This window comes from Enterobacter sp. N5-15, assembly GCF_057221635.1.
Genome location: NZ_CM170150.1, coordinates 1,177,447 through 1,194,392 on the forward strand (window position 1 = coordinate 1,177,447; position 16,946 = coordinate 1,194,392).

Consider the following 16,946-nt stretch of genomic DNA (forward strand, 5'->3'; position numbering starts at 1 on the left):
CCCAATCCCTTGCTACCTCCAGCATGAAGTGTTAAAACGTGCCCCTTCTAAAAAAGAGACAGGGGTAGGACGTGAAAGACGCGTCATCCGCTTCAGGCCATGGTAGCGCTGAAGCCTCGTCGGATCAGAATCCGACGCTGCAACGTGGTTTGCAAAATCGACATATTCAGTTAATTGCCCTTGGCGGCGCGATCGGTACCGGGCTGTTTCTCGGCATCGGCCCCGCTATTCAAATGGCTGGCCCGGCGGTTCTGCTGGGTTACGGTATCGCCGGGATTATAGCCTTCCTGATCATGCGCCAGCTTGGCGAGATGGTCGTGGAAGAGCCGGTTTCAGGCTCCTTCGCGCACTTTGCTTATAAATACTGGGGCCCGTTTGCAGGCTTCCTGTCCGGCTGGAACTACTGGGTCATGTTCGTGCTGGTGGGGATGGCGGAGCTGACCGCCGCGGGCATTTACATGCAGTACTGGCTGCCGGATGTCCCGACGTGGATCTGGGCGGCGGCCTTCTTCATCATTATCAACGCCGTTAACCTCGTCAACGTGCGCCTGTATGGCGAAACCGAGTTCTGGTTTGCGCTGATTAAGGTGCTGGCGATTATCGGGATGATCGGCTTTGGCCTGTGGCTGCTGTTCTCCGGCCACGGCGGCGAGCGCGCCACTATCGACAACCTGTGGCAGCACGGCGGCTTCCTCGCCACCGGCTGGAAAGGGCTGATTCTCTCCCTGGCGGTGATCATGTTCTCCTTCGGTGGACTAGAGCTGATTGGCATTACCGCCGCGGAAGCGCGCGACCCGCATAAAAGCATTCCAAAAGCGGTCAACCAGGTGGTGTACCGGATTCTGCTGTTCTACATCGGCTCGCTGGTGGTGCTGCTGGCGCTCTATCCGTGGGTGGAAGTGAAATCCGACAGCAGTCCGTTCGTGATGATTTTCCACGATATGAACAGCAACCTGGTGGCCTCGGCGCTGAACTTCGTCATTCTGGTGGCGTCTCTGTCGGTGTATAACAGCGGCGTTTACTCCAACAGCCGCATGCTGTTTGGCCTCTCCGTGCAGGGCAACGCGCCGAAGTTCCTCACCCGCGTCAGCCGTCGCGGCGTGCCGGTGAATTCCTTGTTCCTCTCCGGCGCTATCACCTCGCTAGTGGTGCTGATTAACTATCTGCTGCCGAAGGAGGCCTTTGGCCTGCTGATGGCGCTGGTTGTCGCCACGCTGCTGCTGAACTGGATCATGATTTGCCTGGCGCACCTGCGCTTTCGCGCCGCGATGCGCCGCAAGGGACGCGAGACGCAGTTCAAAGCGCTGCTTTATCCTGCGGGGAACTACATCTGTATCGCGTTCCTGGGGCTGATTCTGGTGCTGATGTGCACCATGGATGAGATGCGCCTTTCGGCGATGCTGCTGCCGGTGTGGGTGGTGTTCCTGTTTATTGCCTTTAAGCTCTCGCGAAGGTAAAAGCAAAACGGCAACCTGGTTGCCGTTTTTAGTGTTTGCACCCTCTCCCTGTGGGAGAGGGCCGGGGTGAGGGCACCAGACCGCACCTGCCTTCACGCCCGGTGGCGCTTCGCTTACCGGGCCTACAAACGGATTAATTGGCGATGACGCCCGCCAGGGAGCGAATATCGTTCCCGGTTGGCGACTGGTGAATACGCAGCCCAAATTCATCCACCACCGCGAAAATATGGTCGAAGATGTCCGCCTGAATATCCTCATATTCTGCCCAGACCACCGTGTTGGTGAAGGCATATATTTCAATCGGCAAACCATTCGTATCAGGCGCTAGCTGGCGCACCATTAGCGTCATATCTTTGCGAATACGGGGATGGTTGCGCAGATATTCATTCAGGTAGGCGCGGAAGGTGCCGATATTGGTCATCTTACGCAGGTTTAATACCGACTCCCCTTCACCGTTCTTCTGATTCCACAGGTTAATTTCCTCATGTCGCGCGGCCAGATAGGGCTTCAGCAGTTTCGCCTGAATGAGTTTCTGCTGCTCCTGCTCGTCGAGGAAATGAATGCTGGTGGTATCGATATTCAGGCTGCGCTTAATGCGTCGCCCGCCGGAGGCAGACATGCCGCTCCAGTTAATAAAGGCGTCAGAGACCAGAGCCCACGTCGGAATGGTCGTAATCGTATTATCGAAGTTGCGTACTTTAACGGTGGTCAGACCGATGTCGGTCACCGTACCGTTGGCACCGTATTTCGGCATCTCCAGCCAGTCGCCGAGCTTGAGCATGTCGTTGGCGGAAAGCTGAATGCCCGCCACCAGTCCGAGTATCGGGTCTTTAAACACCAGCATCAGAACGGCGGCCATGGCGCCCAGGCCGCTTATCAGAATCGCCGGGGACTGGCCGATAAGCAGGGAGATAATCAATATCCCCACCAGGATGGCACTCACCAGCTTGATGCCCTGGAAGATCCCTTTCAGCGGCAGCTGTGATGCGGTGGCCATTTTCTGCGACAGATTAAAAATCACGTCCAGCAGCGAGAAGAAGGAGAGCAGGGCATACACCATGACCCACAGCTTTGCGCATGTCGTGAGAATTTCCGCCGCTTCGCTGCCCTTTTGCAGCCACAGTACCGCCTGGACGTTGACGATTATCCCCTGAAGGGTGAAGGCCAGACGGTGAAATAATTTATTCTGGGTAATGATCTGCAGCCACAAATGGCTGCTGGCCTGCGCGCGTTTTTCGAACGCGCGAAGCACCACTTTGTGCAGAATAAAATGAACGATGATGGCGGTAAGAAAAATAATACCAAAGATAATCACTAAAGAGGTGGTGTGATTAATTTCAATGCCTAACTCTTCAACCTGAGCAATTAATTCCTGCATAATGTCTCCTTTATTGATGCAGCCCCATAATGGCGGCTGCGGATCTATTATGCAAATTCACGGGCTTATTTGGTGGCCTGGCAGACCTTCACCACCGGCAGGCACAGGCTATGGCGGATGCGCAGCGTCGCCAGGGCGAGCACCACCATCATGACCGTTTCCACCATCAGGAAGACGTTCACCGCCTGGGTGTAATCTCCGTGGTGGTTCTGCAGCGCGTGCAGCAAAATCGCGCCAAAAATGGCCGGGCCAAGCCCCAGTGCGGCCTGCTGCAGCGTGCTGAGAATGGCGCTCGCGGCCCCGGCGTCGTCAGGCTGAATATCGCGCATCCCGATGCGGTAGAAGCTGTTCACGATCAGCGCCTGCCCGTAGCCGACCAGCCCGGTCGCAGGCGCCAGCGTCAGCGCGGTATTTTCCATTCCCCAGACGCGGAACGTGGCGATCAGCGCCAGCAGGCCGGCAATCTGGATCGCCAGACCGGTCAGCAGAATGGTACTGGTGCTGTAGCGAGCAATCAGACGCGGCGCGAACCACGCGGAGATAAAATAAGTCACCCCAAGGGCGATGAAACTGTTCCCCGACTGCCACGGTGCCATCCCCAGACCGGTTTGCATGGTCAGCGCCATACAGAACATAAACCCGGACCAGACGCTGAAAAAGAGCATCGCAATCAGTATGCCAAAGCGAACGCTGCGAAGCTGCAGCAGGCGCGGCGGGATCAGCGGGTGGGCATTCTCACGCTCCTTTTTGCGCGCATTCAGCGCCATCAGCCAGGCCAGCGGGATAATGGCGAGCAGCATAACCTTCAGCGGCCACGACCAGTGCCACTGGGGGCCGAGCGCCATCGGGAACAGCAGGCAGCAAAGCACGATCGCCAGCAGCACGGTGCCCGGCCAGTCGATGCGTGACGGCGTCTCGCGGCGGGTCTCCGGCACGTAGCGGTGGCTTAGCGCCAGTACCACCAGACAGATCGGCACGTTGATAAAGAAGGCGTTACGCCAGCCCAGACCGGCGATGTCCGCCGATACCAGCCAGCCGCCGCCCATTTGCCCGACGATAAACGCAATTCCACCGATGCCGCCAAACAGGCTGATGGCTTTTGCGTGGGCGGTACCTTTCAGCGTCACGTGCAGCGTGGCAAGAATTTGCGGCATGATCAGTGCCGCTCCTGCTCCCTGAACGATGCGCGCGGCCAGCAGCTGTTCAATGTTCCCCGCCATCCCGCACAGCAGTGAGGCGAGGCCAAAGCTCGCGACGCCCCACATAAACAGGCGTCGACGGCCAAGGTTATCCCCCAGCTTGCTGCCGAGCGCCAGGCAGACGGCGAAGGCCACGCCGTAGAGGGCGACAATCAGCTCCAGCTCGGTGGCGGTGGCGTGCAGCGAGTGGGTGATGGCGTCCAGCGCCACGTTGGTGATTGAGGTATCAATCATCGGCAGCATCTGGCCGGTTAGCAGCAGTATCAGGCCAGCGCGGCCCGGTGAAACAACTGACGTATTCATGGTAACTCCATTGCGTCATTCATCAGATGGTCGTAGCATCAACCATCTGATAAACGGGTACCAGTTCTTGCTTATACTGGTACTGGCACTACCATGCAGGGGGATTTATGGCCTTGATGTCTGAACCCGTCGTCTCACTTCAGGATGACACCCGAAAACAGCTGGGGGCATTTTTACGCGCGCGACGCGAAAGCCTCGATCCGCAGCGTCTCGGCCTGCCGCGCAGCGGTCGTCGCCGCACGCCGGGCCTGCGCCGGGAAGAGGTGGCGATGCTGGCTGACGTAGGCGTGACCTGGTACACCTGGCTGGAGCAGGGCAGGGACGTCAATCCGTCGAGCGCGGTGATGGCGGCCGTGGCGAAAGCCTTGCAGTGTACGCCGACCGAAGCCCGGCACGTTTTCGTGCTCGCCGGTCTGCCGCCGGGCGAAGCGCCGCAGGCGGTCTGCTGCGAGGGGATCAGCGAAGGCACGCGCCGCCTGCTGGATACGCTGATGCCAAAACCTGCCAGCATCCAGAAGCCCAACTTCGACATCGTGGCGTGGAACGACAGCTTTGGCCACCTGATGGGCGTCGATTTCAATGAAATCCCGCCGGAAGATCGCAACTGTATTTACCTGTTCCTCACCCATCCCGCGTGGCGCGCGCGGCTCGGCAGGCGCGACGACGTGCTGCCGATATTTGTCTCATACTTCCGCGCGGCGATGGCCGAGCACCGGGGCGACCCGCTGTGGGAAGCGAAGCTGGCGCGCTTCTTTGCGGTGTCCGAAGAGTTCAAAACCCTGTGGCACCAGCGCAACGACGTGCGCGGCGTGGAGAACCAGCTCAAGCTGTTTACCCATCCCGAGCTGGGGGATTTTACGCTGCAGCAGATGTACTGGTACTCCGCGCCGCGAAACGGGTCGCGGCTGCTGGTGTATCTGCCGGTGGATGAGGTAGGGGAGAGGGCGATGGAATGGCTGGCGGCGCAGGGGAAATAAGTTTTTTGCGAGACGCTTTCAGAGAATCAAAGCGGATCCGGTTCTGCCTTTTTAAAACGGTTAGGGTAGGACACGAAAAGCTAAATTAGCCTTTAATGCAAATTGCCTTATATGCTAATATCATCAGGGATGAAATACCGTGTTCAGACTTATCGTTCATCAGGCGGTCAGGGAAGAGATTCTCTCACTGCCTGCTGGGGTCCAGGCGAAGCTGATTCGACAGCTTGATAAATTACGTAGTAACCCGACAGCACTAAGAGAACCTGACAGCAAACCCTTACCCTATGGTTTGTTTGAAATCAGAACCGTCGGGCTGATTCACACTCGTGGAATCTACGTATATCAGCGGGAAAAGACAATTTTTCTGCTGCGGGTGTTTATCAAGAAAACGCAAAAAACGCCCTCTGCTGAACTCCGTGTGGCATTGAAACGACAACAGGAGATGTTGGATGAGCAAAAAGATTATTGACTGGGATGAACTCAGAGCGGAGTTGTTAAGCAATTCAGAGGTACAGGCTTCATTTGATGCAGAAGAGCGCAAGGAGCGCCTGCGAGAGATGCTAGCGCAATGGCGCGACCATGCTGGTCTGACGCGCGCACAGGTGGCGGAGCGAATGGGCGTCAGCGCACCCACCGTATCAAGGATGGAAGCGAATATTACCCGGGCGAGCCTTGATACGTTAACGCGTTATGCACTGGTATGCGGGGTTAAACACCCGCAGATTACGCTTTATTGAAAACAGGCACGCCGGAACCCAGCGTGCCACTAAGAATTAGCACTCAGTCACAATCGTGCTCAGCGGCAGGCGAGATTTCGGCAGCGTGGCGTTGAAATCTTCCACGCTGTGGTGCCCAACCGGTACCACCACCAGGCTGGTGAAGCCTTTCTCTTTCAGGCCAAACTCTTCGTCGAGGATCGCCGCGTCAAAGCCTTCAATCGGCACTGCGTCCAGACCCATTGCGCCTACGCCCAGCAGGAAGTTACCGACGTTCAGGTAAACCTGCTTCGCCATCCACTGGTCGTCATCTTTCAGATCCACACGGTGCATGTCGGCGAAGTAGTGGCGGCCTTTATTGTTGGCGGCCTTGGCTTCCGGCGTGTTGAAACGGCCATCGGCCTCTTCCTGATCCACCACGCGCTCAAGCCAGGCATCGTCCATTGCGGTTTTCGCGCAGAACACCACCACGTGAGAAGCATCGAGCATTTTGCGTTCGTTGAACACATAGGTGCCCGCAGCGGATTTCGCTACGCGCGCTTTACCTTCCTCGGTGCTGGCCACAATGAAGTGCCACGGCTGGGAGTTGGTGCTGGACGGGCTGTACTGCAGCAGGGTTTTGATTTTTTCCGCTTCTTCCGCGGTCAGTTTTTTGCTTGCGTCGAACGCCTTGGTAGAGTGGCGTTTCAGGGCGACAGAAATGATATCCATAACAACTCCTGGTGATGAAATTCGCCCGCTCGCGGGCGCGAAAGGAAAGCAGATTACCGTGCGAAGCGGCAAAAGATAAGTGCAATTCGAGCGCTTAATCTGTTCGTCTCAGACGAACAATCAGACCGGCCTAATCCACTTCTGGTCTTTTTTCGGCAGCTTATCCACCACCAGATTCCAGGAATCATTAATGAGGTCGGTCACCAGCTCCGGCGTCACGTCGTCGGTGCCGTAAAGGGAAATCCAGTGCTTTTTACTCAGGTGGTAGCCAGGCTCTATCCCGCGATAGATCTGCTGATTGAGCAGTGATTTCTCCGGGTCTGACTTCAGGCTGACGTGCGGCCGTCCGTGTGCGACCGCGACGATCATGAAAATCTTTCCGCCCACTTTAAACACGTCAAACTCTGGCCCAAACGGCCAGCAGTGCTCGGTGAAGGGCAGCTCCAGTGCCACGCGCATGGCGTGCTCCTGTAAGGCCTTACTCTCCATTGGCTTCCTCATACGCAAGCCCGCGCCACATCACTTCAAAACCGAGCGCTTTAAAATCAACGGCGCGGGAAGGATCGCGGGTGGCAAATTCCATCGTGGATTCGGCCAGCGATAAGAAAAGCGCATCGCCGAACGTTTTAAATTCATCTGACATAAACACCGGGCGCACCGAGCGGCGGCACAGCTCATGGAGTTCGGGGAACATCTCCTTCACCGCCTGTTCCGTTTCGGCGTTCAGCTTTTCACTGACGCCAATCTGGCGGATAGCCGCATGAGAAACGGGGTTACGAATCCCCCAGTCGACGTAGCTGTTCCAGATATTGCGGGTATGCTCTTTGGGAAGCGTGATGGTGCGATCGAGGTTTGCCAGCATGGCCTGGCAGAGATCCTGCTTGAGGTGCAGATAGAGGGCATTCAGCAGATCGTCTTTAGTGGGAAAGTAGCGAAACAGGGTACCTTCGGCGACGCCCGCGTTACGGGCGATTAACGCCGTTGAGGCGGCGATACCTGACTGTGCAAATGCCGCCGTTGCGGCTTCCAGTAAGGCCTGCTTTTTATCTTCACTCTTCGGACGTGCCACTAAATATTTCCCCCTGTCAATTGTAAAAACCCTGATTGAAACACGTGCTTTGACACGCTGCAACGCGGAATGTCAAAGATCGAAAACGTCTTGACGACTTTATCATCATATCTATAATGAGTGCTTACTCACTCATAATCAAGTTTACCCCGCGCAAACTACCGGATAGGGCGCGTTTTCGGGTCTGGATATGAAAAAACCTCTCTTCATCTGCGTGGTGTTAATCATGATTATTGCTTCAGCTGCGAGTTTACCGTGTGTTCTCAATGCCGGATTCGGCCAACCACCGCAGGGTGAGCAGCTCACCGAAGTGGAGGCCTCCCCACAGTATCGCGAGGGAAAATTCCACAATACGCTGCCGACGCCGGGTTATAACGGCGACAAAAATATGCTGGTCGCGACGTGGGATTTTCTGACCAAAAAAACCGAAAACGCGCGCCCGGCCCAGCCGCTGCCGCTGGTGAAAACCGATCTTGCAAGCCTGCCGCTGGAGCAGGACACCCTGGTGTGGCTCGGTCACTCTTCGTGGTACCTGCAGCTCGCGGGTAAACGCATCCTGATTGACCCGGTGCTCGGCAACTACGCCGCACCGTTCTCGTTCCTGAATAAAGCCTTTGCCGGCGAGTATCCGTGGCGCGCTGAAAGCATGCCGGAAATCGACCTGCTGATTATTTCGCACGATCACTACGATCATCTGGATTACGCCACCATCAGGGCGCTGCTGCCGAAGGTGAAGCGCGTGGTGACGCCGCTGGGCGTGGGATCCCACCTGCGCTACTGGGGAATGAAGCCTGAGATTATTGACGAGCGCGACTGGAACCAGTCGGTACGCATCAGCGATGAATTGACGGTGCATGTTCTGCCGGCGCGCCACTTCTCCGGGCGCGGCATCAAACGCGATCGGACCTTGTGGGGCAGCTTTATGTTCGTCACGCCAGAGCAGAAGGTTTATTACAGCGGGGATTCCGGCTACGGCCCGCACTTTAAGGCCATCGGCGAACAGTTTGGCGAGGTGGATTTAGCCATCATGGAAAACGGCCAGTACGACCAGGACTGGAAGTACATCCACATGCTGCCGGAGGAAACGGCGCAGGCCTCGGCGGATCTCAACGCCAAAGCCGTGGTGCCTGGGCATAACGGACGCTTCGTGCTGGCGAAACACGCGTGGAACGACCCGCTGATCCAGCTGGCGCGCGCCAGCAAGGACAAAAATTATCGGCTGCTGACGCCGGAACTGGGTGAGCCCGTGCGGGTGAGTGATACCACTCAGGCATTTCGCGAGTGGTGGGAATAATGTTTAAGCGAGAAGCAGAGGGGGACAGCGGTATGACCATTTCCGCTCAAGTCATCGACACTATCGTCGAATGGATCGACGACAATCTGCACCAGCCATTACGTATAGAAGAGATTGCCCGCCACGCGGGTTACTCGAAGTGGCACCTGCAGCGGTTGTTTATGCAGTACAAAGGGGAGAGCCTGGGGCGCTATATCCGTGAACGCAAGCTGCTGCTGGCGGCGCGGGACCTGCGTGAATCCGACGCTCGGGTGTACGATATCTGCCTGCGCTACGGGTTTGACTCGCAGCAGACGTTTACCCGCATATTTACCCGCACCTTCAACCAGCCGCCGGGTGCGTACCGTAAAGAGAACCATAGCCAGACACATTAACATGTCGCGTGTAGGCCGGGTAAGGCGTAGCCGCCACCCGGCTTTTTTGGGGCACGGTGCCCGTAATTGCCCGGTGGCGCTGCGCTTACCGGGCCTACAAATAACTTACCAGCGATAATTCACCGTCGCCGTCACCGTCCGGCCAATCCCGTAAAAGCACGCCGTATCGCTTGCGCACGACGCCACATACTTCGTGTCCGCCACGTTATTGACGTTGAACTGCACGCTCGCCCCTTTCAGGCTGCGGTTCATCTCGCCCAGATCGTAGCTCAGCATCGCGTCATACAGATCCACCGACGGCACCTTGAAGGTGTTCTTCGCATCGCCGTAGCTGGTGCCGATGTAGCGCATCCCCACGCCCGCGGTCAGACTCTTCAGCGCGCCGCCCGGAACGGTATAGCTGGCAAACGCCGATGCCATATGCGCCGGAATGCGCGCAGGCGTTTTGCCTTCTGTTCCCGCCACCGTCGTGCTTTTGGTTTTCGCATCGGTGTAGGTATACGAGCCAATCAGGTTGATGTTGTCCATCAGCGTGGAGTGGATTTCCGCCTCAACGCCTTTCGAACGCACCTTGCCCGCGTTCTCGAACCAGCCTTCGGCGCTGTTATAGGTCGCCACGTTGTCCTGGGTTAAATCGTACAGCGCGAGGGTCATCAGCGTGCTGTCGACCGGCTGATACTTCAGGCCAATCTCGGTCTGCTCCCCGGTGGTTGGCTTGAAGGGGGCAACGCCCGGCGCGCGGTTGGTTTGCAGGTTCGGTTCAAACGAGGTGCTGTAGCTGACGTACGGTGACAGGCCAGAATCGAACGCGTACAGCAGTCCGGTTCGCCAGGTGAACTTGCTGTCGTTCTGCTGGGTAACGCTGCCGTCGGTGAAGTCGTTGGTTCGCACTTCGCTCCAGTCGTAGCGCCCGGAGACCAGCCATTCCCAGCTGTTCCAGCTCATCTGATCCTGCAAATACAGCCCCATCTGGTCGAGATTTTGCTGCTCGTCGGAGGCGGTTTTGAAGGTGCTTTCATCCACGTTCACGCCGTACACCGGGTTCGTCCAGTCGAGGTCATACTGTGAACCGCTCACGCGTGCCAGCAGCTGTTTATCTTTGCTGGTCTTGTAGTCGAACCCGCCGAGCAGGGTGTGGCTGACGCTGCCGGTCTCCAGCAGATACTCAAGCTGGTTATCCAGGCCAAATTCGTTGGTGGTGCGCTCTTCATGCTGCGCGCGTCGCGTTAATACCGTGCTGTTGGCCGCGCTGCTGGCGTAGACGAGGTAACGGTATTTCTGTTTGATGGCGGCGTAACGCGCGTTCTGGCGGAAGGTGAGGTCGTCGGCGAACTGATGTTCCAGCTCGTAGCCGATCGTCGTCTGCTCGCGCCAGGACTGATTGTAATTCGGATCGCTGACGTTAAAGTCGCGCGGGATGTATTTTCCGTCGACGCTTTTGACCGTGCCGTAGGCGGGCAGGAAGTTGCGGTAGCCCGCATCCGGATCCTTCTGGTAGCTGGTCAGCAGCGTAAAGCGGGTCAGGTCGTTCGGGTACCAGGTGATGGCAGGCGCAATCGCCATCCGCGTCTCTTTATAATCGTCCACCTGATTGTGCTGGGTACGGGCGATACCGTTGACGCGATACAGCACGCGGCCGTCGTCGCTCAGCCTGCCGCCGAAATCAAACGCGCCTTCTGCCAGATCGTTATTGCCGGTGCGGAACTGCACGTTATGGATGGATTCCGCGGTCGGCCGTTTGCTGGTCATGCTGATTAACCCGCCCGGATTGACCTGACCAAACAGGACCGACGCCGGGCCACGCACCAGCTCCACGCGCTCCAGCAGCCACGGGTCAATCGTACCCGTCTGGGACGAGGCCGTAGCGCCGAAGCTCAGGCCGTCGAGGAATTTCGGCACATAGCTAAAGCCGCGCACGAACACCTCGTCGTTACGGTTCGACGAGCCGCGGTACTCGGTAAACACGCCCGCCGAGTACCGTAGCGCCTGCGACACGGACGTCACGTCCTGCATGTTCATCTGATCGCGGGTGATCACCGATACCGACTGCGGCGTTTTCACGCTCTCCGCGCGGGTCTTGGTCGCGGAGAGCGTTTGGGTTGCCACAATCCCTTTTAGCGGGGCGGTAGGTTCTTCACCCATGCTCTGCGTCACCGTTATGGTTTCTTCTCTATTTTCAGCCTGAGCCGCCACGCTGGTCGTCGCCAGACTCAGCAGCCACAGCTGCATTATCTTATTATTCTTAAACATTTTTTCTACTCATCCTTGTTTGCTATCGCCATAAAAACACCGTTAAAACGCGGTAAATGATATTGCAAATTATTACCATTTGCATTAGCGTTGATAACAAATTTCGTCAGGGAACAAGCGGTAATGAAGAGGGTATGGAGCGGGTTATTACTCGGGATAGGTGTGCTGCCTGCGGTGGCGGCAACCTGCGAACACTCTTCCCGGCAGGGAGACGTCCAGGGGAAGTTTGATGCCAGCGGTGAGGTCTGTTTTATGCTGCCAGAGCTTGCTGAAAATTATGTCTCGGCCACGCTGCATGGCGTGACGGATGCCCGCCTGCTGGACGGGCAAAACCGCCGCATTCGTACGCTGATTGAAAATGGGCCCGCCGATGGCGAACACGCGCTGCTGTTTGCCCTGCCGGTAAAGCAGAGCACCTCGCTGGTCCTGCACGGCGAAGCGGGTAAACCCTGGCGTTTTCAGTGGCGGATGAAAGAGATATCTGCGTTACCGCGCGTACAGATGCTGGCGCCTGAAAGCCCGACGCTTCAGGCGCTGGCAAAAGAGATTGCTGCCGGAAAGAGTACCGACGCGTTCTGGGAGACGCAGATTCGGCAGGGAACGCCGATGGTGGAGCCGGTAGACGCAGAACACAAGCGCGTCACCTTCCTGTGGCGCGGCGCGCGGGATAACGTCTTTATTCTTGGCTCACCGGCGGGGGATCACGATCCGCTGTTTCGTCTGGGCAACAGCGACGTCTGGTTCCGCAGCTATATGGTGCCCGCCGATACGGTGATGCAGTACAAGCTTGCGCCGGACGTGCCGATCGTCGAGGGTTCCGCACGCGATCAACGTCGCGCGATCCTGGTGAGCGCCCAGGCCGATCCGCTCAACCCGAACACCTTTGGTGAACAAAAGGCGGATCGCTGGAACCGCTATTCGCTGCTCGATCTCAGCCCGGCACGCTATTGCTCCGCGCAGGCCACGGCCCAGCCGCTGGTCCACGGATCGTTAAGCCGCCAGAGCATCACCAGCAAAATCCTCGGTAATTCCCGCGAGGTGATGATCTATAAACCGCGCGGAGCGCAGCCCGCGCGCTGGACGCTCATTCTCTTCGACGGGCAGATTTATCAGGACGAATACCGTTTCGCTAACGTGCTGGACGGTCTTATTGCCCGCCATCATCTTCCGCCGATTAACGTGGTATTTATCGACAGCCTCGACCACGCCCGACGCGGCAACGAGCTGCCGCCTAACCCGGACTTCGCCGACTTTATGGCGCACGAGCTGCTGCCTTGGCTGCGCGGGCAGGGCATCGCGATGCAGCGGCAGAAAACGGTGCTGGCGGGGTCGAGCTACGGTGGCATTGCCTCATCGTGGGTGGCGCTGCGCTATCCGCGCCTGTTTGGTAACGTGCTGAGCCTTTCAGGTTCGTACTGGTGGGCACCGAAAGACGAAGCGCCCGGCTGGCTGACGCGGCAGTATCAGCAGTCGCCGCCGTATCCGGTGCGCTTCTGGCTGCAGGCCGGAAAGTTCGAAACTTCGGGGCCGGGCGGGGGAATTTATCGCACTACGCAGGATTTCGAACGGGCGTTGAGGGAGAAAGGGTATCGCGTCAGCTTCCATCCCTCATCCAGCGGTCACGACTACGCGGCGTGGTGTGAAGCGCTGATCCACGGCATGCGCGATTTCACCGGCCTACGACGCCAGTGAAAACCACCGACGCCAGACGAAACGCAGCACGAAGAATTCGATGGCACCCAGCAGTAAAAACCACACGCAGAACAGAATGGTGTAGAGCTGGTTTAGATCGACCATGTGGAAGGTCTGAACCAGCTTCTGCGCCAGTACCAGACCCAGCGAAGGCGCAGGGAGCAGCAGGCACGAAAGCAGGGCCAGCAATAAAATGCCGCCTGCCGTGAGCAGCGATTCTAACGGGTGTTTCATCGTAATGTTAATCGTCAGTTAAAAATGGCATTGTCCGGCATTCTGTAACGTAAAGCAATATCAGCCCCTCAGGCCTTTTTGAATAAAACAAAGACATTATTACTGCGAATAAATAACAACATACGACCCGGCGTTTATATTAATACCGCGTTATGTAAATAAACGTCTTTATCAGGAAAATAATTTTACAAATGTATAGGTGCTATATCCAATTAACGTGGCAATAACAATGGCCGCGATAACGTATAACACCAGTCGGCGTCCGCGATAAATACCCCACATGGTTCCCCCCTCGTTTAATGTTGGTTTAGAAATATTTTGTAAAAATCAGCTCATCGAAATAGTTTAATCAGTTTTGAATAACCGAGAAGTCATTATATTGCGGTAGATCAATTTTACCCGCAAGACTTTAAAATGAATTTATTTAAGCCAGAAAGGAATTCAGGCTTCTGTTCACCGGATATTGAAGGAAAAATACGATGACCGAAAAAAAATTGTCCCCAAACATGCCGCCTTCCGGCGGGCTGGCATACCAGCAGACCGTCGAGCAGGTGCTTGCTCACACGCAGAGCCAGGCCAGCGGCCTGGATCGTGCAGAGGCGCAGGCGCGTCTGCAAAAATCAGGTCCGAACGCGCTGCCGGAGAAAAAAGGTAAACCCGCCTGGCTGCGTTTTTTAGCCCATTTTAATGATGTGCTGATTTATGTTCTGCTGGCCGCCGCCGTATTAACGGCAGTAATGGGCCACTGGGTGGATACGCTGGTTATTCTGGGCGTTGCGGTAATCAATGCCTTAATTGGCCATATTCAGGAAAGCAACGCGGAAAAATCCCTGAAGAGTATTCGCAATATGCTCTCCAGCGAGGCGCGCGTTATTCGTAACGGCAACCACGAAACGATACCCACCACTGAAATAGTCCCGGGCGATATTATCGTATTGCGCGCGGGGGATCGTATTCCGGCGGATATGCGTTTAATCGAGGCGCATAATTTACGCGTGGAAGAGGCGATTCTGACCGGTGAATCTACCGTGGTGGATAAGCACATTAATCCGCTGAGCGGCGAACTGCCGCTCGGCGACCGCACCAATATGGTCTTCTCCGGGACGACCGTAAGCGCGGGCGGCGGCGTCGGCCTGGTCACCGCGACCGGTAAGGATACGGAACTCGGCCACATCAACCAGATGATGGCGGGCATCGAAAAGCACCGCACGCCGCTGCTGGTGCAGATGGACAAGCTGGGTAAAGCGATCTTCGCCATTATCCTGGCAATGATGGCGGCGCTGTTCGTCTTCAGCCTGGTGTTCCGCGAAATCCCAATGGGCGAGCTGCTGCTCTCCCTGATTAGCCTGGCGGTAGCCTCCGTGCCGGAAGGTCTGCCGGCGATTATCTCCATCATCCTCTCGCTGGGCGTGCAGGCGATGGCGCGCAAGCGGGCGATTATCCGCAAGCTGCCGACGGTTGAAACCCTGGGCGCGATGACCGTGGTCTGCTCGGATAAAACCGGCACCCTGACCATGAACGAGATGACGGTCAAAGCCATCATCACCGCCGACGCCTGCTACCGCGTGGACGGCAACAGCTACGAGCCGGTGGGCAACATCTACCTGGAAGGCAGCGACGAGCCGGTGCAGATCCAGCCGGGCACCGTGCTGGAGCAGTACCTGCGCACCATCGACCTGTGTAACGACAGCCAGATGATTCAGGACGAGCGCGGCCTGTGGGGCATCACCGGTGGGCCGACCGAGGGCGCGCTGAAGGTGCTGGCGGCGAAGGCTAACCTCGAGCCTGTCATGACCACGCTGGTTAACAAGATCCCGTTCGACTCGCAGTACAAGTACATGAGTACCCACTACCAGATTGGCGGTGAGGAGCAGATCCTGATCACCGGCGCGCCGGACGTGATTTTCGCCCTCTGCGCCCAGCAGCAGACCCGTAACGGTGCGGAAGCGTTCAACCACGCATACTGGGAAAGCGAGATGGAGCGCTATGCGCGTCAGGGGCTGCGCATGGTTGCCGCGGCGTTTAAGCCAGCGAGCGGCGAGCAGGAACTGACCCACGACGACCTGAGCCACGGCCTGATCTTCCTCGGCATCGCCGGGATGATGGATCCGCCGCGTCCGGAAGCCATTGATGCGATTAACGCCTGCCAGCAGGCGGGGATCCGCGTGAAGATGATCACCGGGGATCACCCTCAGACGGCGATGAGCATCGGCCAGATGCTGGGGATCACCAACAGCGAGCAGGCTGTCACCGGCTACGAGCTGGAGAAGATGGACGACGCCGCGCTGGCGGAAGCCGCGGTGAAATATGACATCTTCGCCCGTACCAGCCCGGAGCATAAGCTGCGCCTGGTGAAAGCGCTGCAGGACAAAGGTGAAATCGTCGGCATGACCGGTGACGGCGTGAACGACGCCCCGGCGCTGCGTCAGGCTGACGTGGGCATCGCGATGGGCATCAAAGGGACGGAAGTGACCAAAGAGGCGGCGGACATGGTCCTGACGGACGATAACTTCGCCACCATCGCCAGCGCGGTGAAAGAGGGGCGTCGCGTTTACGACAACCTGAAGAAGACTATTCTGTTCATCATGCCGACCAACCTCGCGCAGGGTCTGCTGATTGTGATTGCGCTGCTGGCGGGGAACATCATTCCGCTGACGCCGGTGCTGATTCTGTGGATGAACATGGCCACCTCCGCCACGCTCTCCTTCGGCCTGGCCTTTGAGGCCGCCGAGCGCAACATCATGCGCCGTCCGCCGCGTCAGACCGGGCAGCACGTGATGGACGCCTACGCCGTCTGGCGCGTGGCCTTCGTCGGCACCATGATTGCCATCGCCGCCTTTGCGCTGGAGGCCTGGCTGGCCCCGCGCGGCCACAGCGCGGAGTTCATCCGCACCGTGCTGCTGCAGATGCTGGTCTGCGCCCAGTGGGTGTACATGATTAACTGCCGCAACACCGAAGGGTTCTCCCTGAACCGCGGCCTGCTGGCGAACAAAGGGATCTGGCTGGTGACGGGCGTGCTGTTCCTGCTCCAGGCGGCGATTATCTACCTGCCGTTTATGCAGATGCTGTTCGGCACTGAAGCGCTGCCGCTGCGCTACTGGTTTGTGACCCTGGCGGTGGCCGGCGTGATGTTCTTCGTCGTCGAAATCGAGAAGCGACTGACCCGCAGGTTCCGTAAGTCTGCATAACCTTTTGCCCTCACCCTAACCCTCTCCCAAAGGGAGAGGGGACTCTGACCTCCCTCTCCCTTTGGGAGAGGGCCGGGGTGAGGGGAACATATCTGAGGTACTGC

At 57.6% G+C, this 16,946-nt stretch carries 15 protein-coding genes; 8 read left to right on the forward strand and 7 right to left on the reverse strand.

Annotated features, from left to right (window positions below; translation table 11 throughout):
• Positions 1–71 precede the first annotated feature (71 nt).
• Positions 72–1,457, forward strand: a complete 1,386-nt coding sequence (gene pheP / locus AC2TE5_RS05460; RefSeq protein ID WP_063145211.1) for a phenylalanine transporter — start codon at positions 72–74, stop codon at positions 1,455–1,457.
• A 133-nt stretch (positions 1,458–1,590) separates the two neighbouring features.
• Here the strand turns inward: pheP and AC2TE5_RS05465 are convergent, their stop codons facing one another.
• Positions 1,591–2,835, reverse strand: a complete 1,245-nt coding sequence (locus AC2TE5_RS05465; protein ID WP_484612791.1) for a mechanosensitive ion channel family protein — start codon at positions 2,833–2,835, stop codon at positions 1,591–1,593.
• A gap of 65 nt (positions 2,836–2,900) precedes the next feature.
• On the reverse strand, positions 2,901–4,337 hold the full coding sequence (locus AC2TE5_RS05470) for an MFS transporter (protein WP_484612792.1): 1,437 nt from the start codon (positions 4,335–4,337) through the stop codon (positions 2,901–2,903).
• A 107-nt stretch (positions 4,338–4,444) separates the two neighbouring features.
• Between AC2TE5_RS05470 and AC2TE5_RS05475 the strand changes: the two genes are divergently transcribed.
• The 3 genes from AC2TE5_RS05475 (at position 4,445) to AC2TE5_RS05485 (ending at position 6,051) form a co-directional block, all read left to right on the forward strand.
• Positions 4,445–5,314 (forward strand): helix-turn-helix transcriptional regulator, encoded by an 870-nt coding sequence (locus tag AC2TE5_RS05475; RefSeq protein WP_484612793.1) that lies wholly within the window; start codon positions 4,445–4,447, stop codon positions 5,312–5,314.
• Positions 5,315–5,453: 139 nt separating this feature from the next.
• Positions 5,454–5,783: a type II toxin-antitoxin system RelE/ParE family toxin gene (locus AC2TE5_RS05480; RefSeq protein ID WP_484612794.1), complete on the forward strand. Its 330-nt coding sequence runs from the start codon at positions 5,454–5,456 to the stop codon at positions 5,781–5,783.
• Positions 5,764–6,051 carry a helix-turn-helix domain-containing protein gene (locus AC2TE5_RS05485; protein ID WP_121425535.1) on the forward strand — a complete coding sequence of 96 codons (288 nt, stop codon included), beginning with the start codon at positions 5,764–5,766 and terminating at the stop codon, positions 6,049–6,051. The genes AC2TE5_RS05480 and AC2TE5_RS05485 overlap by 20 nt, the downstream gene beginning before the upstream one ends.
• 36 nt (positions 6,052–6,087) lie before the next feature.
• On the opposite strand, the gene nfsB is transcribed toward AC2TE5_RS05485, so the two are convergent.
• The 3 genes from nfsB to AC2TE5_RS05500 all read right to left on the reverse strand — a co-directional run bounded on the left by nfsB (position 6,088) and on the right by AC2TE5_RS05500 (position 7,810).
• Positions 6,088–6,741, reverse strand: a complete 654-nt coding sequence (gene nfsB, locus AC2TE5_RS05490; RefSeq protein WP_121425534.1) for an oxygen-insensitive NAD(P)H nitroreductase — start codon at positions 6,739–6,741, stop codon at positions 6,088–6,090.
• A gap of 120 nt (positions 6,742–6,861) precedes the next feature.
• A complete protein-coding gene (locus AC2TE5_RS05495) occupies positions 6,862–7,230 on the reverse strand; it encodes an MmcQ/YjbR family DNA-binding protein (RefSeq protein WP_213328776.1) in 369 nt (122 codons plus the stop codon).
• A complete protein-coding gene (locus tag AC2TE5_RS05500; RefSeq protein WP_213328775.1) occupies positions 7,220–7,810 on the reverse strand; it encodes a TetR/AcrR family transcriptional regulator in 591 nt (196 codons plus the stop codon). The genes AC2TE5_RS05495 and AC2TE5_RS05500 overlap by 11 nt, the downstream gene beginning before the upstream one ends.
• 190 nt (positions 7,811–8,000) lie before the next feature.
• Between AC2TE5_RS05500 and AC2TE5_RS05505 the strand changes: the two genes are divergently transcribed.
• Positions 8,001–9,104 carry an MBL fold metallo-hydrolase gene (locus AC2TE5_RS05505; protein ID WP_213328774.1) on the forward strand — a complete coding sequence of 368 codons (1,104 nt, stop codon included), beginning with the start codon at positions 8,001–8,003 and terminating at the stop codon, positions 9,102–9,104.
• A gap of 32 nt (positions 9,105–9,136) precedes the next feature.
• Positions 9,137–9,478, forward strand: a complete 342-nt coding sequence (locus tag AC2TE5_RS05510) for a RamA family antibiotic efflux transcriptional regulator (protein WP_010428317.1) — start codon at positions 9,137–9,139, stop codon at positions 9,476–9,478.
• A 105-nt stretch (positions 9,479–9,583) separates the two neighbouring features.
• Here AC2TE5_RS05510 and AC2TE5_RS05515 read toward each other — a convergent pair whose 3' ends face one another.
• Positions 9,584–11,728, reverse strand: coding sequence for a TonB-dependent siderophore receptor (locus AC2TE5_RS05515; protein WP_484612795.1), 2,145 nt, complete (start codon positions 11,726–11,728; stop codon positions 9,584–9,586).
• Positions 11,729–11,851: 123 nt separating this feature from the next.
• On the opposite strand from AC2TE5_RS05515, the gene AC2TE5_RS05520 reads away from it, so the two are divergent.
• Positions 11,852–13,420: an alpha/beta hydrolase-fold protein gene (locus tag AC2TE5_RS05520; RefSeq protein WP_484612796.1), complete on the forward strand. Its 1,569-nt coding sequence runs from the start codon at positions 11,852–11,854 to the stop codon at positions 13,418–13,420.
• Here AC2TE5_RS05520 and AC2TE5_RS05525 read toward each other — a convergent pair.
• Positions 13,406–13,654: a DUF1158 domain-containing protein gene (locus AC2TE5_RS05525; RefSeq protein ID WP_013097677.1), complete on the reverse strand. Its 249-nt coding sequence runs from the start codon at positions 13,652–13,654 to the stop codon at positions 13,406–13,408. The two genes, AC2TE5_RS05520 and AC2TE5_RS05525, sit on opposite strands and share 15 nt — an antisense overlap.
• Positions 13,655–14,133: 479 nt before the next feature.
• On the opposite strand from AC2TE5_RS05525, the gene AC2TE5_RS05530 reads away from it, so the two are divergent.
• Complete coding sequence (locus AC2TE5_RS05530; RefSeq protein ID WP_484612797.1) at positions 14,134–16,842, forward strand: cation-transporting P-type ATPase; 2,709 nt, start codon at positions 14,134–14,136, stop codon at positions 16,840–16,842.
• Positions 16,843–16,946 lie beyond the last annotated feature (104 nt).